Source organism: Nostoc sp., from assembly GCF_036917465.1.
In the GTDB taxonomy this organism is placed as follows: Bacteria; Cyanobacteriota; Cyanobacteriia; order Cyanobacteriales; family Nostocaceae; genus Nostoc.
In genome coordinates, this window is record NZ_JBALDL010000087.1 from 41,953 (window position 1) to 62,906 (window position 20,954).

At 40.3% G+C, this 20,954-nt stretch carries 15 protein-coding genes; 5 read left to right on the top strand and 10 right to left on the bottom strand.

Translation table 11 applies throughout. From position 1 onward, the window contains the following. Positions 1-463: 463 nt before the first annotated feature. From V7K38_RS22395 to V7K38_RS22410, 4 genes are all read right to left on the bottom strand, one after another. Positions 464-5,302, bottom strand: a complete 4,839-nt coding sequence (locus V7K38_RS22395; protein ID WP_334860768.1) for a glycosyltransferase — start codon at positions 5,300-5,302, stop codon at positions 464-466. A gap of 24 nt (positions 5,303-5,326) precedes the next feature. Beyond that, positions 5,327-6,535 (bottom strand): DegT/DnrJ/EryC1/StrS family aminotransferase, encoded by a 1,209-nt coding sequence (locus V7K38_RS22400; protein WP_334860770.1) that lies wholly within the window; start codon positions 6,533-6,535, stop codon positions 5,327-5,329. Positions 6,536-6,553: 18 nt separating this feature from the next. Beyond that, on the bottom strand, positions 6,554-7,102 hold the full coding sequence (locus V7K38_RS22405) for an acyltransferase (protein WP_334860772.1): 549 nt from the start codon (positions 7,100-7,102) through the stop codon (positions 6,554-6,556). A gap of 101 nt (positions 7,103-7,203) precedes the next feature. Further along, the gene (locus V7K38_RS22410; RefSeq protein ID WP_334860774.1) at positions 7,204-7,611 is read right to left on the bottom strand and encodes a tetratricopeptide repeat protein; all 408 of its coding nucleotides are present in this window, start codon (positions 7,609-7,611) and stop codon (positions 7,204-7,206) included. 801 nt (positions 7,612-8,412) lie between these two features. On the opposite strand from V7K38_RS22410, the gene V7K38_RS22415 reads away from it, so the two are divergent. Continuing rightward, complete coding sequence (locus V7K38_RS22415; protein WP_334860776.1) at positions 8,413-8,646, top strand: DUF4327 family protein; 234 nt, start codon at positions 8,413-8,415, stop codon at positions 8,644-8,646. 46 nt (positions 8,647-8,692) lie between these two features. Here the strand turns inward: V7K38_RS22415 and V7K38_RS22420 are convergent, their stop codons facing one another. The 3 genes from V7K38_RS22420 to V7K38_RS22430 all read right to left on the bottom strand — a co-directional run bounded on the left by V7K38_RS22420 (position 8,693) and on the right by V7K38_RS22430 (position 13,224). Then, complete coding sequence (locus tag V7K38_RS22420) at positions 8,693-9,961, bottom strand: protein kinase domain-containing protein (protein WP_334860778.1); 1,269 nt, start codon at positions 9,959-9,961, stop codon at positions 8,693-8,695. Positions 9,962-10,216: 255 nt separating this feature from the next. After that, positions 10,217-12,211, bottom strand: coding sequence for a serine/threonine phosphatase (locus tag V7K38_RS22425; protein ID WP_334860780.1), 1,995 nt, complete (start codon positions 12,209-12,211; stop codon positions 10,217-10,219). Positions 12,212-12,432: 221 nt separating this feature from the next. Next, complete coding sequence (locus tag V7K38_RS22430; protein WP_334860782.1) at positions 12,433-13,224, bottom strand: basic amino acid ABC transporter substrate-binding protein; 792 nt, start codon at positions 13,222-13,224, stop codon at positions 12,433-12,435. A gap of 226 nt (positions 13,225-13,450) precedes the next feature. Between V7K38_RS22430 and V7K38_RS22435 the strand changes: the two genes are divergently transcribed. Next, positions 13,451-14,650 carry an aminotransferase-like domain-containing protein gene (locus V7K38_RS22435; protein WP_334860784.1) on the top strand — a complete coding sequence of 400 codons (1,200 nt, stop codon included), beginning with the start codon at positions 13,451-13,453 and terminating at the stop codon, positions 14,648-14,650. 181 nt (positions 14,651-14,831) lie between these two features. Here the strand turns inward: V7K38_RS22435 and V7K38_RS22440 are convergent, their stop codons facing one another. The 3 genes from V7K38_RS22440 to V7K38_RS22450 form a co-directional block, all read right to left on the bottom strand. Beyond that, positions 14,832-15,452, bottom strand: coding sequence for a J domain-containing protein (locus tag V7K38_RS22440; protein ID WP_334860786.1), 621 nt, complete (start codon positions 15,450-15,452; stop codon positions 14,832-14,834). Between the two features lie 193 nt (positions 15,453-15,645). Next, positions 15,646-16,254, bottom strand: a complete 609-nt coding sequence (locus V7K38_RS22445) for an ATP-dependent Clp protease proteolytic subunit (protein ID WP_334860788.1) — start codon at positions 16,252-16,254, stop codon at positions 15,646-15,648. Positions 16,255-16,352: 98 nt separating this feature from the next. Then, positions 16,353-17,015 carry an ATP-dependent Clp protease proteolytic subunit gene (locus tag V7K38_RS22450; protein ID WP_334833042.1) on the bottom strand — a complete coding sequence of 221 codons (663 nt, stop codon included), beginning with the start codon at positions 17,013-17,015 and terminating at the stop codon, positions 16,353-16,355. Positions 17,016-17,242: 227 nt separating this feature from the next. Between V7K38_RS22450 and V7K38_RS22455 the strand changes: the two genes are divergently transcribed. The 3 genes from V7K38_RS22455 (at position 17,243) to efeU (ending at position 20,938) form a co-directional block, all read left to right on the top strand. Further along, positions 17,243-18,499, top strand: coding sequence for a vWA domain-containing protein (locus V7K38_RS22455; RefSeq protein WP_334860790.1), 1,257 nt, complete (start codon positions 17,243-17,245; stop codon positions 18,497-18,499). Between the two features lie 12 nt (positions 18,500-18,511). Continuing rightward, complete coding sequence (locus V7K38_RS22460) at positions 18,512-19,792, top strand: vWA domain-containing protein (protein ID WP_334860792.1); 1,281 nt, start codon at positions 18,512-18,514, stop codon at positions 19,790-19,792. A 312-nt stretch (positions 19,793-20,104) separates the two neighbouring features. Then, the gene (gene efeU, locus V7K38_RS22465; RefSeq protein ID WP_334860794.1) at positions 20,105-20,938 is read left to right on the top strand and encodes an iron uptake transporter permease EfeU; all 834 of its coding nucleotides are present in this window, start codon (positions 20,105-20,107) and stop codon (positions 20,936-20,938) included. Positions 20,939-20,954 lie beyond the last annotated feature (16 nt).

Sequence of the window (20,954 nt, forward strand, 5' to 3'; positions counted from 1 at the left end):
CCCCTAAATCCCCCGATAAATTGGGGGACTCTAAGAGACTTTTGCCCCCCAATTTATCGGGGGGTTGGGGGGATCAAAAGGCTCTGGGGCAACTCTAGAAGACTTGTACACCGTAGCCAATACATACGGGGAGGGTTAGGGTGGGGTAAAACCTGTCTTCTTGAGCTATTTTCAGACTTATGTGTACACCGTAGCCTTTATAAGGAGAGGGATTGAGGGTGAGGTAAGCCAGAAACATAAACTGTATGTTATTTAATTCTTATTCCTAAGTAAGTCGGTGAGAAAAATTCAATGTATATGAAAAAATATAAATTTGAAGTAGGGTGTGTTATGCCGTAGGCTAACGCACCTTGAATCGTTAAAACAAGTTAGACCATAGTATAAAATTTCCTCCGCGCCATTCTGAGGTAAGTTACGAGAGAGAAGATTGTGTGCATTAGAAATTTAAGCACTTTAGTGCTTACTACAAACTTAAGTTGTCTACATCGCAGAATGGAAGAGTTTCGGCTTTCGCCTGTGCGATCGCAGATTGATTATCTGTTGCTAAAGCAATTCGAGTATTAATTTTAGGCAAAAGAGTTTGCCATTGTGTATCACTTATCTTACCTAGCAGAGAAATTTCTGGCCCCTCAGTTATATCTACATCATCTTCCATAAGCAAATTCATGGTCAAAGATGATAAAAGCATATCGGCTTCTTCCTCAGAAATATTTTGAGTATCTATCAGAAGAGTTATATGACTTTTATGTGGGTGAGTAGTGAGAATAGAAATAACATTTGCTAAATCTTGATATAGCAAGTCTTCTGGCTGTGACCAGTCTGGGAAAATAATTAGGTTAATATCTCCTAAGCGGAAATTTTGACTCAGAGTATCTGCAAGATATTTACTAAATAGTTCTTGGAAAAGTTCGCCTATTTTAGCTGAGTAAGAGCGGCTATCTAAAAAACTAGGATTACCTTGCATTTTTTCTTTGATTTGGGCGCTCTTTTGTTGGCGTAATTCAGGATCAATTCCAAGTGCAACTGCTAACTGTATATAAGACTCTTCGCTATCCGCAACTAAGTCAGGGACATCTAATGCTTGAATCATTGCGGCTCCCATTGCAGAACGAAAGCTATTTCCCCGTCTAGCGATTACTGGTAAATTAACCTGTAATGGTTCTACTAGAGAAGTTGTTCCCGCAAATGGATAAGAATCTAAATACACATCGGCAATACTGAAATATGCTTTAACCTCTTGTCGATTTGGTACTGGCTGAGGATCTAAGACTATCAATCGATCTGCTGGTATTCCATGCTTGGAAAATACTTTATTCAAGTGATTTACAAAAGCTTTTTTCGGATAAGCATTTGACCAATTTGGGCCAAATGGCAAAAGTACTAAAACGGATTTGGGAACGGCAAAAATAATTTTTGCCCATGTATCAATTAGTTCAGGGATAATTTTGAAGTAGTTAGCACCAGAAATAAAAATAACTGTTTCTTCAGAAATACCCAAACTTTCCTGATCAACTTTTACAGTTGTATTTTCTTGTTCATTCCCATAACTAAAGCAATGAGCAGTTCCTTCTAGTTTTACCAACTTTTCTTGATATTGATCTTCTGCCATTGCTGATGAATCGGTTAGCGTACCAGAGATGTAATAATCAATATGTCGCATTCCGGTAGTAACAACCGATCCGCCACTTGTGACTTGTATTCTAGCCAACCGATGCATTGACAAGAGGCAGATTTGATTCATCACCGCCGTCACATTAGTAGCGATGAATAATATATCGAGATCGTCAGCCCGAATAATATTTACCTGTTCTGCTAAATTTTGTGGTAATAGCTTAAAGGAGTTTGCACAGCTTTGGCAATATTGCTCTAGTTGATGACCCGTTTGATTAAGAGAGTACAAAATTACTTCAAAATCTCTACTGATATACTCATAAATAGGAAGGTAAGCAAATGTTTCAGAGCCAGGTAAAAAATATGCAGCCAGGACACCCAACCGTATTTTTTTTCTGGTTGTAGGTCTATCAGCAAACTCGTAATCTACCTCATAACCCTTAAGCTTCAGCAAAAACTCTATAATCTCTCCCCGTTTAGTATAGATATCTTTAAGATTATGCTCATTAAAATATAGGGGAATAAAATTAGCAATAGGAGCAAAATTATTAATTATTTCATCCCATAAAGGAGAATCAGAATTTTTGAGTATCGATGTGTGTAAATAATCAATCCAACCCTGGATATAGTAATAGTAATTATCTGCATCACCCAGTTCTTGAAAGTTGACTGGGGATGAAAATAGGAATTGCAGATAGTCATTAAGTAACCAATGAGGTATGCCAGAGAGGTCATGCTGTAATGGTAACTGGTCAGCGCGCTGATACAGCATACCTGCTAGTAAATACTGAATTGCTTTTGGCTGCTCAAAACCTTGAGATATATTTTTAACAATATGATTAGCGAAAATTTCTTCTTCATCAGTTAGACTTTCATATTTGATGCTACTATTCAGTAACATCTGATGTGTTTTACCTAGCAGACTCACGTACCTATCTTTTATCTCTTCATCTAAAATATTTAGCCATTCTTCTGCTATTTGTTTTCGCAACTGACATAATTCAGTATTCTGTTCACTCAAAGCTGCGTATCTATAAAGAGCCTGTTGTCTCGTTGCTTGAGGATACCGTGTATCATTGTAAATTGTCTGAAACAGCTTTTGGTAATCTAATAAAATAGCATCCTTTAAAGCAACGTTTCGACGAGTTTGTTGTTGTGAATGTATCCTAAAGTGAGATAAAACTTTGTCAACAAAACCAACTTTGTATTGACTCATAATTCTGAGCCACATCTCCAAATCTACAAGCTGGCAAAACTCAGAATTAAATAATCCTACTTTTTCAAATACATCTTTTCTAATAAGGACTGTACTTGGTTCTCCAATTTTATTAATTGGATTATCAAGTATATTTGGATCTAACAAAAGTTCCTGTCCTGATTGAATCAGTTTTAATGTTGACCAAGCCTTGTGTACATCCTTGGCTTCGTGATGCATTAATAAATTTGAATCATAGTTAGTATCACCAGTATTACTAAAAATTGTTCTAGATGAAAAAACTAAACCTATTTCTTCATCTTGTTCAGCCAAATTGACCATTTCTTCAATAGCATTTGGCTCTAATATATCATCTTGAAATAAAAACTTTATATATTTACCTTTAACTTGAGAAATGCAAAAATTCCAATTAGGAGCTAGTCCATATTGGCTATGTTCAACTATTGAAAAATTAAAGGATAATTTTTGCTTAAATGATTTAGCAATCTCAACTGTTCTGTCAGTAGAGTTATCATCAGATAAAATAATTTCTATATTTGGATAGGTTTGACCTAACACACTATTAATAGCTTCTGCAATAAATACTTCACCATTGTAAGTAGGAATACAAATACTAACTAAAGGCTGCCCTTGTAAAAAATTAGTTTTATTGTAAGCAGTTTGTTGCTGTAATTTATCTAATTCATTCTTATTTGCTAATTGAGCTTCACATATAAGCAATGAATCTGCTCTAGTTTCACGATTTCTTAGTTCAGGTATATCACTTAATCCCCATACAACATCCTTGATATTTGTATAACCTGTTTCAAAAAGTCTACGATTTAACTCTTCTCTGTCGTAAAGCCACTGATGACCCCACCAACGAAAAGAAATATTTAGCATTTCAGCACGAGTTTTAATAAACTTGAATTCTGGCCAATTCAACCATTCTTGATTTTGCCATTCTTCAGAATTGTATTTTTGTACAACATACTCTAAAGAAGGCATAGCTATACGTAAGATTCCTCCTGGCTGTAAAACGCGGTAACACTCGCTGAGAAAAAACATAGCTTCTTGAAGTGTCAAATGCTCTAGAAAATGCTCATTATATATCAATGCACAGGAATCATCATCAAAAGGAAGTTTTTGTGCAGCGTTACAAACTAAATCAACAGCCTTTTTATCTTTATCTATATCTATATTTATCCAATTATCAAATTTGATATGTCCGCACCCGATATTCAATTTATAAGGCTTCTCAAAACTAGATAAAATTAAATGTTTAGCACTAAAGTTTTCCCAGATAAAAGCGGGAAGTTTTTCTAATCCAGATGAATAAATTGCTTGTTTATCTTCTCCACTCAAAATTATTTTTCCTGTAAGAAGAGGTATGAGATTTCGCCATTTAATTTGACTTAGATTCCCTGTAAAAGAAATTTGTAATTCCTCACTTACTTCTATTTCTTCCTCTATATAAAGATTCATAACGATAGTAGATATATACAAACTTGCATTTTCTTCAGTGATGTTATTAGTACATATCAGTAAAGTTATTTCATTTTTATTAATATGACTATTTAATCCTTTAATAAGATTGGCTAAAATTTTACATAATAATTCATGCGACTGATTCCAATCTGGAAAAATAATTAAGTTTGTATTTCTTAAATGTAAATATTCTTTTAAATCAACTGATGAAGAATTAATTATTTCTTCATTCTTCAAAAGACTAGCTAGTTGTTGAGAATAGAAATTTATTGATGTATTTATAATTGCTTGATATTGAGAACTAAAATTATGTTTTATAGTGTCAAGCATTCTAATCGTTTCTTTTATTTGCCATTCTCGGCTTTTACCAGACCATACTCCTTTTGCATGAACTCTATATGCTGACATTACTTCATCAATATATCCGATTTTTCCATGCTGTGCATTTAAAATATGGAAAGTCCAATCTCCCATACTTTGTTCATAAAACCAATCGGGAAACTCTTGTACCAAACCAGCACGATACATTACTGAAGGAGTGGAAATAAAATTGTTTATTAACAAATTTTCTATGGTAGACGTTTTTTGCTGATTGTGTAGGAAAATCGCAGGTGAGTAACTGTTATTTTGCCAAAATACTAGTACATTATGAAAACATATAGCAAAGTCTAGGTTTTTATCTAAAAAATCTACTTGTTTTTGTAATTTTTCGCTAGAAGTCCAGTAGTCATCACCTTCTAACATTGCTATATACTGACCTTGGCAAGCTTGCAACGTATTGATAAAGTTTTTGTGCATACCAAGATTTTTATCAGGCAATAACAACCGCAGTTTTTCGGGATAGTTCTTTTGGTAATCACTAATAATTTGGCGCGTATTATCTGTAGAACAGTCTTCTCCTATAACAACTTCATATTCAAAATTAACTTGCTGCATTAAAATACTTTCGATTGCCTGGGCAATATAATTTTCATGATTATAGGTAATCATTAAAATACTTACTTTCATGCTTTTAACTCTAAGATATAAATTTTAGATGTGTGAATAAAATTTGACTTTGGAAAGTTCGCAACTATTTGCAGCAACTAACTTGATAATTTGACAAATTTTGCTAATATCTTCTGGTTTTAGTGCTGTGCCTGTTGGTAGACAGAGTACTCGATTGACAAGTTTTTCAGTTTCAGGTAGCAATAGCTTATTATAAGGAAAATAAGAACGGTAAGGTTCCATATTATGGCAACCTGGATAGAAATACCTTCGAGCAATAACATTTTCAGCCTGTAATATTTCAACTAAATAATTTCGGCTTATACCAAAATCATTTTCATCAATTTCTAAAACAATATATTGATAATTACATTTTTCTGTTTTGTCATAATTAATAAGTCTTAGCCCCGCAATACTCTGCAATTCTTGTTTATATTGTTGGTAATTACGATAATTAATAGCAACAAACTCTTCTAAACTTTCAAGTCCTGTCAAACCCATTGCCGCTGATGTTTCATGCATTTTACCGTTTGTACCAATATAGATAACGTTATCGATACCAGCAAAACCAAAGTTAGTCATCAGGCGAATTTTTGCAGCTAATTCATCATTATTAGTCACAATTGCTCCGCCCTCAAATGTGTTCAAAAATTTAGTAGCGTGGAAGCTAAAAACTTCGGCATCTCCAAAGCTACCAATCATACGTCCTTGATGTGAACAGCCAAAAGCATGAGCCGCATCAAAGATTAATTTTAAATTATAAGTATGAGCAATTTCACTTAAAACTTCCACATTGCAAGGACGACCCCACAAATGAACACCAAGAATACCAGTAGTGTGAGGGGTGATGCTTTGAAATATTTTGTTTGGGTCTATATTATGGGTTTGAGGATCAATATCACAAAAAACAGGTGTAATTTCTTGCCATTGTAGAGCGTGTGCGGTTGCAATGAAGGTAAAAGAAGGAACAATAACTTCACCTTTTAATCCGGCGGCGCGAATGGCTATTTCTAATGCCACTGTTGCATTACAAGTAGCAATACAATGCTTTACTCCGATAAAATCAGCAATGCGTTGCTCAAATTCCTGGACATAGATTCCATTATTAGTTAACCATCTTCTGTCGAGTATGTCATTGATACGATACAGTAAGCGTTCGCGGTTTCCAATGTTAGGACAACCAACATGTAATTTATTAGTAAATATTGGTGTACCATCAAAAATAGCTAAATCGCCAAAGGGCTTATTTATCATTATATTTAATATATTGATTTAATTTATATGAGTTCTATTTTCTAATAAAAATTTGTTGTAGTTTTCAATAACTCCTGATTTATCCCGATCACCGATTTTGCGATTTCCAACATATATTCCCCACGGTTCTAAGTTTTTTGTGACAACTGAGCCTGCGCCAACTGTAGCCCCTTCGCCAACAGTAACACCTGGTAAAATGACGCTATTTGCGCCAATAACACAAAATTTGCCTATGTGTATCGATGCCCTTTTAGTATTTCTATACTTTTCGTCAATCGTAGGATTTCCAAATCCCCATTCTTGAAAATCTTCCGAGCCAGTGAAAATTCTTACCCCAGACGATAACCCTGAAAAATCCTCCATTATAAAACACTCACCTCCCGTTATTGAAGTGAAAGATGCAATATGTACATTGCTACCTATCTTTATAGGTTTTTTAGCATATATAAACACAAAATCATCGATTACGATATCCGTACCAAATTCTATATTTTCTAAACCTATTATCTTAGTGTACTCAAAGGTGCTAACACCTGGTATTCCATATTTATCAACAGGCAGTTGCATATTTTTCTCCTCACATCTTGAATTATCTCTAAATATCAATTCAATAAATAATCATTTTTCTTACTTAACTATTACCTTAGCAATCAAGAAAATAAGCTTGTTTATTTACTTGGCCTATCGCTATTACCCTGTTGCTTCTTAATCTGCTCTAATACAACTTTGTAATCTTGCCTTTGGGGGTGCAACTTCACCAGTTTCTCTAAAGGTTCCATCGCCCCCTTAGCATCCTTCAATTGCAACCGCACTACAGACAGTTTCTCTAAAGCAAGTTGGTTTTCTGGTTCCCGCCGTAAAACCAACTCGTAACCCCGCGCCTGTTGCTGTAATACTGACTCAGCAGAAGCAGAGGTAGTTACAGGCTTAGGTTGATTAGCCTGTTGGATTGCTGGAATGACTGCAAATACCGTAGAACCAAAAAATGAGAACATCGATACTATCGTTAAAATCTTTTGTCGCCGCTCAATCTGCTTTTTGCGGGCGATTAGGTATTCTGCGTCCGATCCGGCCATGTATCAATTATTGCTGCGTTAAATAGTTAGGTGTCAGCAACCCTCCTCGTTTTGAGGATACCCATCTGCTGAACAGAAACTAACATCTTGGCTAAAAATTTTTTACATAAACTTTAAAAGCTGACTCTGAAGACGGAGGAACTTTATGGTAAGCCTGTGCTGTAGCGAGAATTTTGCCATGCGTAGTTTACCGCCGTAGGCATCGCTCTTACCCTTTAAAATAAAACCTTCTCCTACCCCTGCACAGAGCTAAACCTCTAGGTCTAATTCATTGGAGAGAACATCAAGATTATATAAAGATTTGCGATTATTCTACCTAATGCCAGATGTTTGCGATATCCTAAATCACGTTCAAGTAAATAGAAACAGTGGATATTTCTACCCAATTGCAAATTTCCCTGTTAGTCAAAAACTTACAAATTAGCCTGTGTCATCTGGGTTTTTCAACAAGCAAACATATTTTTCAACGATCCAAAGAAATAGAATTTTCGCAGTTGTCCTCAGTTACACTACATAGTGCAACTTCCTAAAGGAGTAATTGTTTTGCTCAGTGTTCACAATTTGGACTAACTTCTGCAAAAAGTTTATGCACTGCTTGGTGAAATTAGAGTTTTGTGGTGGTAATTACCGTACAAAACCGAATTTACCAGTAATTTAGTAGAGTTTGTTATGGTATAGTTAAAAAGTTAAGACTAGCTTTACCAAAATTACACCACTCTACGACCCGGCAACAATTGCAGAATGGGAAGCAGTTTTAATCAAGTATTTACCAACAAACAAAATCTGAATTCAATCGAGGTTATGACTCAGCAAGTGATTCACCCGATGGTGAAATTGCAGCGCAACGTGCAATCACTCATAGAATCTAATATTATCAAGCCAAGCGATAGCATCTGGAAAATCGCTTTGCTCTATGGTAATGAATGGCAGCACTGGAAACAGGAACTGCTTGACTTTGGCTTTAGTATGCAAGACCCAGTTAGTGAATTGCTAGCTGTAGAAACTTGGGATGAAGAATTAGGGGATAGGGCATAGTGCATAGGGCATTGGACTCTCCGCCATTACCTATTGCCTGTTCCCTTTATTGGCAAGCAGCTAAGGCTGTGGCTAATTCCTTGGAAGTTTGGTAGCGATCGCGTGGCAATGGTTCTGTAACGCGATCAATCGCATCTCTCAATTGGGGACTAATGGTGGGAACTTTTGCCACATCAAACCTGAAGTTTCGCCCTCGTTGGCGGTAATACTTGAAAGGGTTTTCGCCTGTGAGCAAAAAAATCAGCGTTGGCCCAATTGCATACAAGTCAGATTGAGTCAAAGGTTGTCCCCGTTCTTGTTCAGGAGCGCAATAACCTTCCGCACCAATTCGAGTACCGGGCGCAGTGCCAATTTCCTTAACTGCGCCAAAATCCAGCACTACTATGCGATTTAGTGAACTTCGCACCATTAGGTTAGCGGGTTTAATGTCGCGGTGGATCAGTGGAGGCTCTTGGCTATGAAGATATTCTAAAATATCGCAGGTTTGGATCATCCAAGCGATCGCTTGGCTTGGTGTAACTGGCCCAGTGGTATAAACACGTTTCTCTAAATCTTGTCCCTGAATTAGTTCCATTGCCAAGTATTTTTTTCCGTCTTCTACAAAGAAGTCGTAATACTTGGGAATTCCTGGATGGTTAAGGGATTTGAGAGTATACGCCTCCCGCTCAAATAATTCTTGAGCTTTGGCAATTTTTACCATATCAGCATTCATTTGCTTTAACACCAGCAGTCGTGGGCTACTCCCAATCTGACTAGCTCCATCCCAAGCGAGATAAGTGGTACCCATACCTCCTTGTCCGAGAGTTCGCAACACCTGATAATGGCGAATTTTATGTTGTACAGAGAGAGGTTGACCGCAGTGGATGCAAAACAGATTGTTTGAGGAGTTACCTTCGTGCGTACAAGTGTATTTGCCTTGGGCTGAATAGACAGTTGCAACAGCGTTTTCTTCTCTCTCTTGCATTTGTGGCGATCGCAAACCAGTTTCCAATACTGTTACTTCCTGAATTTGGAATTGCAGTATTGGGCCTCCCTGTGCCAGTTGCAAAAGGGAATTATCTGGTAACGGACTCTGAATCACAAGAATACCGTTGAGAAAAGTCCCATTAGTACCCTGACTAATCAGCCGCCAACCACCACTATTGTCGGCAGAATCGACGTGTCTCAGTTCTAGATGATGCCGTGAAACTAAACTATCAGTTAAAACAACGTGATTATCTGCCGCTCGACCAATCCGAATTATGGAAGAGTTCTCAAAGCACCACTGTTGAAGGGGCGTTTTTTGTTTCGGTTCTAGCAGAGTCAGACTAACCACAATACAACCTATAAGGTAAAGGGATTAGGAAATGGGGCATTGGGCATTGGGCATTGGGCATTGGGCATTGGGTACTTGTACTGAGCGAAGTCGGAAGTCGAAGTATTGGGCATTGGGCATTCAACTATACGTAAATTAGATTTTGAATCCTGATTTATAAGGCTTAAAGGTTAAATTTTAAATATCTATATTGGGAATTGATGATTCTATTTATTACCCATGCCCTATGCCCCATGCCCCATGCCCAATTTCTTTTTAACTTTCCAAATTTGGACGTACTTTTGCCCGAATTAGTATACCAGTAATGTTGTCGTGACCATTATATTGGTTTCCCAAATCAATTAAGTTTGTAACACCCTGTTCTAAGTTAGCGCCTGAACTAAGTAAAGGTTCTAAATGAGTCTGGCAATGGGTTTCTAGTAAATCATTATCTGATAGACCGTCTGATGCTAACAGCAGAAGAGTATCTTCATTAATCTCGAAAAAGCCGACATCAGGATTAATTGAATTTTCATCACGAGGCCCCAAGGCTTGGGTGAGTTGGTAGGCATCAGGGCGGGCATAAGCTATGCTTGCTTCTACTCCTCGGCTAATTTCCCGTTGTCCAACTTCGTGATCTACTGTGACTTGTTCTAGTCCCCGTTTGCGTGTCAAGCGATAGAGACGGCTATCTCCTACGTGGGCAACTGCTGCTTGAGTATCTTCAATTAATAGCATTACCAGAGTTGTACCCATACGCCCTACTCCAGAACGGGCATCTTTTTGATTTAGCTTATAAATCGCCTCATTAGCTAAATACACTGCCTCACGAATACTATCTTCTGTTGGCAGTTGGTTAGTAATCCAATGTTCTTGAAAGTATTGCCGTAGGGTGTTGACTGCTAACTCACTGGCTATCTCGCCGCCAGCGTGTCCGCCCATACCATCGCAGAGAATATACAAACCATGCCCTTCTAGAACTCGACTTTTAGGGAACTCCAACTTCTGAATTTTGGTTTCAATGCCAAAGTAGTCTTCGTTATGATGACGTTGACGACCTACATCTGTACATCCTGCATCTTCCAAACTACTTAACTGCATCGCCAGCACAACAGTCGGCATCTCATCACTTTTGCTAATGATGTCTTCTGGTTCGGCTGATTGCGGCATAGTGGGCACAGTAGTATTGTTTTCCTTTATTGGGGGCAAAGTTGCGGTTCCTAGTGCTTCCAATTCAATAGAGATTTCTTCTAAACGCGATCGCAATTGGGCGATCGTCTGAATCTTACCTACATCTAAATCCCCTAACATCTGGACTACAGAACCAAATTGAGTGCGTTGAGACTGCCTAAATAGTGCTTGCCAAACCCGCCCTAAAGCTTGAATGGTTAACGGCTCCTCTGGACTCACAGATGTTTGAGCTTCGGCATTTTCTGACAATTCTGTGGCAAGCAAAGGACTTGATGATTCGAGATACAACCTTTGCAACGCTAGCGTTTGGTCTTCATCCAATCGCAAATTCGCCAAATCTAAAAGGCTTTGACGACAATTTACTGGTTCCAACAATGCCCAAAGTTGGGCCATTTGATAACACCAGTGCAAAATTTTTAACGAACTTGTTGTCTCTTCTTGCCACAAGTCTACTAAAGGCTGCCAATTTGAGCGGTCTTCAATTATTACTACCTGTATATCTCCCTGCTGCCATGCATCATGAATCAGTGGTATCTCGCGCTGACCTTGGGACTGTAAGGCAATATAAAGTTTAGCAAGGTGAGGAATTCCATTCCCTTCTATTGATGGCGTTAGCAAATCTGATTGCTGACTTGCTAGCATTGCCTCAATGTATGATATTTCATAAGGCTGGCAGTCTAGAACTCTCACACCTACATCAGTAATGGCGCTACTTTCCGTTTGGACAGGTAACGGATCTAACAATTGATAACGCTCTTGAAAGTCTAAATAGGAGCGTAATGCAATGTGGGAAGTAGGGGATAGCGGAGATGAAGAGGATATTGTTTCCTCATCTCCCGCTACTCCCACATCTTCCAGCTCTCTCTCTACTCCCAAAGCTTCCGCCGGCGTTTTTTTAGCAATAATTGCCCAAAACACTGTTCCACATTCCGCGCCACAGTTATGACAACGTAGTGCGTTGACAGGTACATCTTCGGCACTACATTCAGGACAAACTTTGTGGGTTAGGGATGTGCCACAGCTTTGACAGAATTTGTTGCTTTTGGGGTTTTCAAATTTACACTGAGGGCAAATCAGCATAGTGGAAGTTCCTTTAATTCCCGCTCCAAGGTGCTTCTAGCCACTAAGATCCAAGGTGCCACAATTGGCTGTCCCTGACTAAAGTAGACCTACAAGAGATTGTAGTTTATCAATTAATTTTGGTGGCAGTATTAATTGTGACGCATATTAGATAAATATTTAATATTTTGGGAATTGGGAATGGGGAATGGGGAATTGGGTATTAGACAAATGACCAAATGTTAAAAGTCTGGCAATTGTGGGGGTTCAGCATTAAACCATTTTTGATAAATTTGCTTGTAAGTACCATTGGATAACAAAGTCCCTATAGCTTTGTTAATTGTATCCAGATGGGGGGAGTCTTTCGGTGTGGCAATCCCGTAGTATTCTTCGGTAAGCAAATCGGCAACAACTCTGATGCCTTTGAGGTTGCCGTTTTTTATCGCATACAGAGTTGCAAAAGCATCACTAATTACAGCATCAACATTGCCATTGAGCAAATCTTGGAAAAATTCTGGGCCAGAATTAAAAGTGCTAATTTTGGCGTTAGGGATAGTTTTGGCAAAATCTGCGCCAGTAGAACCAATTTGGACAGCGATTTTTTTACCTCTGAGACTATTGAAGTCTTGAATATTTTGGTTGTCTTCGCGGACAGCAATCGTTAATCCGGCTTTAAAATAAGGTCGTGAAAAAGCAATTGTTTTCAGGCGTTCGGCGGTAATGGTGATTCCACTAATTGCTGCATCGACTCTTTTGGCTTGCAAGGTCGAGATCGTGCCATCAAAGGGCAGACTTTCAAACTGGACTGCAAAACCTGCTATTTTAGCAATCGCATTCATCAAATCAATATCAAAGCCTTCCAATTCCCCGCTAGCTTTTTGGATTTCAAAGGGGACAAAGGTGGGATCTGTCGCCACCCTAAGAGTTATGGCATCTCGGTTATTGGTGGGATAGAAACTTTTACAGGCAATAATCAGTAGCAAACAGCCTAAGCTGAGAATTAGCTGCTGCCACTTGAGGTTAATTAATTTCACTGTAGTAATTGCGTTCTATCGGTCAATATTCACGATACTTGTCATGATGTTATAAGAAAGAATACATCTGTTAGCAGTAACAATTTACTATGAATTCTGGGCGACTAACGAAAGTTTAAGACCCCCCTCTTGTGAAAAGTTTAGACCAGAGGAAGCTTCTAATCTGACTTTTCGTTAATTACTTACTTGTGTTTTCTGTATTTTGACTTCCAATTTTTAACTACTTATGGTTTCTACAACCCCTGCTTACCGAATTACTGATTTGTTCGCTGAACGAGCAAAAAACCTCGCACCACCTACTTACGGTACAGAGTTAAGCAAAGTTGTCACTGTCAGCTTTGCATACGGTTTAGCCGACCCAATTCTTTTTCCTCATGCTGACTTGGCTGCTGCAAGTGCCGTTGTGCTGGCAGAAGAGGCTCCGAACGCTCTCAATTACGGCCCACCTTCTGCTCAACTGTATGAGCAAATTATCCTCCGCTTGCAGGCTAAAGGAATCGCTGCCGATCGCGATCGCCTGATCGTTGGCTACGGTTCTGGTCAGATTCTCGGCTTGCTACCAGATGTGTTTGTGGAACCTGGTGATGTAGTAATTGTGGAAGGGCCAACTTTTTTAGGAGTAGTTGCCAGATTTGTCCACGCTGGCGCACGTATAATTACTATTCCTGTAGATGAGTTGGGGATGGATGTAGATACCCTAGAAGTGACATTGAAGGATTTAAAGAAAAAGGGCATCCGACCCCGATTTATTTATACTATTCCTACCTTTCATAATCCTACGGGCGCTACTATGCCTTTATTTCGTCGCCAAAAGCTGGTAGCATTAGCGGCTGAGTATGGCGTTCTCGTAGTGGAAGACGATGCTTATAGCGATTTGCGCTTCCGTGGAGAAACTATGCCCCCCCTGGCAAGTCTTGACCAAGAGGGGTGGGTATTATATGTAAGTACCTTCTCGAAAATTATTGCGCCTGGTATCCGGCTGGGATGGGCTTGTGGCGATCCAGCAATTATTGAGCGGTTGGCGATGTTCAAAAGTGAGGGGCCTGTGGGGCCATTTGTCAGCCATGTTGTTGCTCGTTATTGTGCCACAGGGAAACTAGAGAATCATACTCAGCAGCTAATCGCCTGCTACAAGCATAAGTGCAATTTGTTGTTAGAAGCGATCGCTCAAGAGTTCCCCAGTGATGTAGTTGCCTTGCGTCCCGATGGCGGCTTTTTTGTTTGGTGTAAATTGCCACCAGATATCAGCGCTAAAGCACTCCTTTTGGCTGCCAATGAACACGGCATCAGTTTTCTGCCAGGGACTCGCTGTTACGCCAATGGACAAGGGGATGATGCCATCAGGTTAGCTTTTAGCTTTCAGCCAACACAGAAGATTGTTGAGGGAATCGCTACATTAGGAGCGGTGTTACGCGGATTGAGGTAATTCGTAATTCGGAATTCACCTCGTTTTCAGTCTCAGACGGAAAATGCTTTTTAGGAGACTAACTAACGCCTCCCGATAACTCTTGTAGGGTGGGCATCTTGCCCGCCCTTTATATGCAAATTAAATGTGGTACAACTTATCTAGAAAGGATATATCAGCAGATTTTAAATTTTTTAAATATTTACAAAATTTGTTCTAAGCGTTGGAAATCGCGTTGGACTTCATACCAAAGACTTTTATTATGGGGGTCTGTTTTCAAAGCTTTTTTAAGATAAATTCTGGCTTTGAGCAGTTGGTTTTCAGAAATTAATGCCCGTCCCCAAATTTGATAAGCGATCGCTTGCCATTGGCGAACTTCTGCATCTGTTGACAAACGATCTGCTAAAGCTTCTACCAGTGCGATCGCTTGCGGAAAGCGCCTTTCTTGCAAAAATCTCTGCAATTGCTCATAAGTCTTCCACTTCAGCCGTTCTTCTATTTCCAACAGATTAGGCGGCTTTGGTTTTCCTGGTTGTTGGTTTACCACCGTTGTGACTGGTGTTTTCTGTCGCTGCGTTGCCTTCGCGTCATCACACCCAGTTGACACCTGACTTGAATATGCAATACTTTCCTCTGGCAGTACTACCGTCAGCAGGAGTTTGTAAGCCTCTGTCAAGGCAATAAACTTATCTTTGGCTTTGTTGTCATCTGGGTTGATATCGGGATGATATTGCTGCGCTAATCGTCGGTAAGACGCTTTGATGTCAGCAAAAGAAGCTCCCGATCTTAAACCTAGCAAGCGGTAGCAATCTCCAAGATCCATCTTGAGCTATGAGCTATCGAATATTTAGCTATTGGCTATTATCAGCTTCCAGCCTGGAATATTAATGATAAAGGCTAATGTTCTATTTTAAAGTTCAATGTTGACAATTTTTTTATAAAAGAGCATTGGGCATTGGGCATTGGGCAATTAATTATTCTTCCCCTGCCCCCTGCTCCTCTGCCCCCTGCTTCTTCTACTCTGCTACTATAGAGGTTCTTTCTTCAATTACACGGTCAATTAAACCGTATTCTTTCGCCTCTTCAGCAGACATGAAAAAGTCACGATCCATATCTTTTTCAATTTTTGCTATGGTCTGACCTGTTTTATCGGCATAAATGCCATTAAGCTGGTGACGAATCCGCAGAATCTCTCTAGCTTCAATTTCGATATCGCTTGCTTGTCCACGGGTGCCACCTGAAGGCTGGTGAATCATAATCCGGGAATGAGGCAATGCTAGCCGTTTGCCTTTGGTGCCAGCTGCCAATAGGAAAGACCCCATTGAAGCCGCTAAACCGACGCAAATAGTCACTACATCTGATTTGATATGTTGCATGGTGTCAAAAATAGCCATGCCAGAGGTGACCATCCCACCAGGGGAATTGATGTATATATAAATATCTTTACCTGGATCATCTGAGTCCAGATACAGCATTACAGCGATAATTTGATTGGCAATTTCATCATCAATATCTCGCCCCAAGAAAATAATCCGTTCCCGGTAAAGGCGATCGTAGATGCTAATCCAATCTGTATATTGTCCTCCGGGCATCCGGTAAGGAACTTTAGGAACGCCTATAGGCATAATTTACTCCGTTTTTAATAATTTGGGCGCGGTAGGAGAGTTAGAAATAACTCATAACTCATGTACAGACAAAGATTTTTCGCGTCTCTCAGCACTCACTAAAGGACACTGGCTGGGAGTGGGGGATTTGCGAGTTCTTCTTTCTCAAAAACTCGGTCAATTAGCCCGTATTCCTTCGCTTCGTAGGGTGTTAGATATAACAGCCGATCCATATCTTTAATAATCTTTTCTGGGGGCTGTCCTGTGGTGCGGTGTAAGATATCAACTAATGCCCCTTTATTTACCAAAACTTCCCTTGCCCGAATTTGAATATCCGTTGCTTGACCTTGGGCGTAGCTCTTGGGCTGATGCAGGATAATCGAAGAGTGAGGCAAACTAGCGCGGCAACCTTTTGTACCAGCACTGAGAAGCATGGCTGCCATACCCATCGCAGAACCGACGCAGATGGTGTGGATAGGAGGCTTGATATATTTCATGGTGTCAAAGATGGCGAAGGCTTCGGTTTCAAAGCCAATGGGTTCGCCACTGTAACCAGATGTGCCGGTGGAGTTGATATAGATTTTAATGGGCTTTTCTGGGTCATCGGACTGCAAAAACAGCAACTCAGCCACGATTAGTTCCGTGACAGCAGGCACCAGTGGCATCCCAATATAAACTATTCGCTCCTTCAATAAGAGGGAAGGTAAATCTGGCGGTGGTGTCCGGTAAGAGCTATCGCCGTAATATGGGGCTTGAACAGCTTTGATTGGGGAAATGTCCATAGCAACTGATCGCCTGAAACTATGCCGTTAACTGTAATACATCCTAGCGCGATGCTTGCCATCCTCAAGGTGCGGATTTCTCCCTAATGCTTCAGGTAGCTTCGCATCTGCCAATGCTTGGCTTGTAAGATATTCTGATTATTATATTGGATAAGTTTTCCGTAGAGCTAAAGTAGTGTTTTGAAGTTATTTAATAATATGTATATCCTGAATAGGGACTTTGAGTTATGAAGGTTAGTTTGCAGCCTGCCTTGAATGATGGTAATTTGGACGCGAATCAACTGAATAGTCAACGTCAGTTGGGAATTTCGATTTCGGCGATCGCAGAGACTCAAGACCGCAATGTGCCACTTAATCTATGCTTGATTCTGGATCATAGTGGTTCCATGAATGGGCGATCGCTAGAAACGGTGAAAAAAGCAGCGAATCGTCTAGTAGATAGACTCAATCCTAGCGATCGCCTCAGTGTTGTAGTTTTCGATCACCGCGCCAAAGTCTTAGTACCTAGTCAAAGTGTCGAAGATCCAGAAAAAATCAAGAATCAAATTAACCGCCTAGCAGCCGATGGTGGAACTGCCATTGATGAAGGATTGCGCTTGGGGATTGAGGAGTTGGCGAAGGGAAAAAAAGATACTGTTTCTCAAGCCTTCTTATTAACCGATGGGGAAAATGAACATGGTGATAACAATCGCTGTTTAAAATTCGCCCAATTAGCTGCTAGCTATAACTTGACTTTGAACACTCTGGGATTTGGTGACAACTGGAACCAAGATGTTTTAGAAAAAATTGCTGATGCTGGTTTGGGTACTTTATCTTACATTCAAAAACCGGAAGAGGCTGTGGATGAGTTTAATCGCCTGTTCAGCCGCATTCAAACAGTGGGATTAACTAATGCTTATCTGTTATTCTCCCTAATGCCGAATGTCAGATTAGCAGAACTTAAACCCGTTGCCCAAGTTTCCCCAGACACAATTGAATTACCCCTGCAACAAGAAGCTGATGGACGCTTCGCTGTGCGGTTGGGAGATTTAATGAAAGATGCGGAACGAGTTATTTTAGCTAATATTTATTTGGGACAATTGCCAGCAGGTGAACAAGCGATCGCTAATGTGCAAGTCCGCTACGACGATCCAGCCGCCAATAAGGTAGGTTTAGTTACACCAAATATCCCCGTTTATGCCCATGTGGTGAGAAACTACCAAGCAGATCCAAATCCCCAGGTGCAGCAGTCTATTTTGGCATTAGCTAAGTATCGCCAAACCCAGCTAGCCGAAACGAAATTGCAACAGGGCGATCGCTCTGGTGCTGCGACAATGTTACAAACGGCTGCTAAAACTGCGCTGCAAATGGGAGATACGGGGGCGGCGACGGTGTTGCAAACTTCTGCCACCCAGCTACAATCTGGTGGAGATTTATCGGAAAGCGATCGCAAGAAAACTAGAATGGTCTCCAAAACAGTTTTGCAAGATACCCCTCCTCAGTAAACTTACGTTTAGATGAAAGTTAAATTGCTCTCGGCGTTAAATGACAATAATGTTGATGTGGCTCAAACAAGTAGCCAACGTCAACTAGCAATAACGATTTTTGCTATCGCTGGTGAGTTTGACCAAAATCTACCCCTTAACCTCTGCCTGATTCTAGATAGAAGCGGTTCTATGCATGGACAACCGATTAAAACGGTGATTCAGGCAGTGGAAGGATTAATAGACCGGTTAAAAGTTGGCGATCGCATCTCAGTTGTGGCTTTTTCCGGTTCTGCGGAAGTCATTATCCCCAACCAAGTCATCGAAGACCCTGAAAGCATCAAATCTCAAATAAAAAGCAAACTCAGTGCTAGCGGCGGTACAGCGATCGCTGAGGGTTTGGAACTGGGAATTACAGAACTGATGAAGGGGACAAGAGGCGCTGTTTCCCAGGCGTTTTTGCTGACAGATGGGCATGGTGAAAACGGTTTGCGGATTTGGAAGTGGGATATTGGGCGAGATGATAATAAGCGCTGTCTCAAACTGGCGCAAAAAGCTGCCAAGCTGAACCTAACTATCAACACTTTCGGATTTGGCAATAGCTGGAATCAGGATTTGCTGGAAAAAATTGCTGATGTCGGTGGTGGTACTTTAGCTCATATTGAACATCCCGAACAAGCTTTAGAGCAGTTTAGCCGACTCTTTGGACGGATTCAGTCTATTGGGCTAACTAATGCCTACTTGCTGTTATCTCTAGTGCCTAATGTCCGATTAGCAGAATTGAAACCCATTGCCCAAGTTGCCCCAGATACAATCGAGTTACCAGTGGAATCGGAAGCTGATGGTAGCTTTGCTGTGCGTTTGGGAGATTTGATGCAGGACGTAGAACGGGTAGCTTTGGCGAACATTTATCTGGGACAATTGCCAGAGGGGAAACAAGCGATCGGGCATTTGCAAATTCGTTATGATGACCCGTTGGTTAACGAAGAAGGCTTACTTTCGCCTTTGGTTCCAGTGTATGCAGATGTGGTGCGGGCATATCAACCAGCGTCTAATTCCCAGGTGCAACAGTCTATTTTAGCATTAGCAAAGTATCGCCAAACCCAGTTAGCCGAGGCAAAATTGCAACAAGGCGATCGCACTGGTGCAGCCACGATGCTGCAAACAGCCGCCAAAACTGCTTTACAAATCGGAGATCAAGGTGCAGCGACAGTGTTGCAAACTTCCGCCACCCGCTTGCAAGCTGGCGAAGAACTTTCCGAAGCAGACCTCAAGAAAACTAGGATTGTATCAAAGACCGTTTTACAAGAATAATTAATTTAGATTTAAAACCCCTAATTTTGTAGGTTATTGTGTTATCTGCTATTCATCCAGGCGATCGCACACATATTAGACTGCCGATTGGGATATATAGTAATTTTATTTGATTTCTGAAAATTCCAAGAATCAGATCCCCGACTTCTTAGAGAAGTCGGGGATCTGATTGTTCACGGCTGTCATTTAAACGAGAATTTTATGCTTCCAGAATTTTAGAGATTTTTTAAAACCCAGTTATATACAAATCTTCTCAAGTAAGTTATTATTCTTCTGATGATTTGATAGTAATTATAACTAATAAGGTTATCCATGCTTTTTCCCTTCTTGATCATGTTCAGAGAGGGCGTTGAAGCTGCACTTGTCGTGGGCATCATTGCCAGTTACCTCAAGCAAACTGGGCGTACCCATTTGATGAAGTCAGTGTGGGTTGGCATCGCACTAGCGACTTTTGTTTGTCTAGTTACTGCAATTATCTTGCAAATAACTAGCCAAGATTTTCCCCAACAAGAACAAGAATTATTTGCAGCAGTAATTTCCATCGTCGCAGTTGTGGTTCTCACCTGGATGGTTTTTTGGATGCGTCGTGCTGCTCGTTCTATGAAAGGCGAGTTGCAGTCTCAAATTGAAACAGCCATTCAGTCAGGGGATAAATGGGGTACAGCACTGGTGGGGATGGCATTTTTTGCTGTGCTGCGAGAAGGTTTGGAAACAGTAGTGTTTCTGCTGGCAACATTCCAGCAAAATTTAGGACTTCAAGCCCCAATGGGAGCATTATTTGGATATGCAGCCGCAGTCGCCGTCGGTGTAGGCATTTATCAAGGTGGTATTCGCATCAATCTGAAGCGATTTTTTAAATGGACAGGAGCCTTTATTATCCTAGTTGCTGCTGGACTTTTAGCAAGTGGGGTGAGAGCTTTCCATGAAGCTGGAGTGTGGAATTTACTGCAAACAGTGGTATTCGATGCTAGTGGGGTAATTCCCAATAATGGATTTATAGGTTCACTTTTGGCGGGATTTTTTGGATATAACGATGCCCCGACTGTGAGCGAGGCGATCGCCTATTGTGGCTATCTAATTCCTACCATGTTGCTGTTCTTCTTGGGGGATAACGCTGGACAGAAGCCTAGAGCAAGGCATTCGTAATTCGTAACGGTTTTAG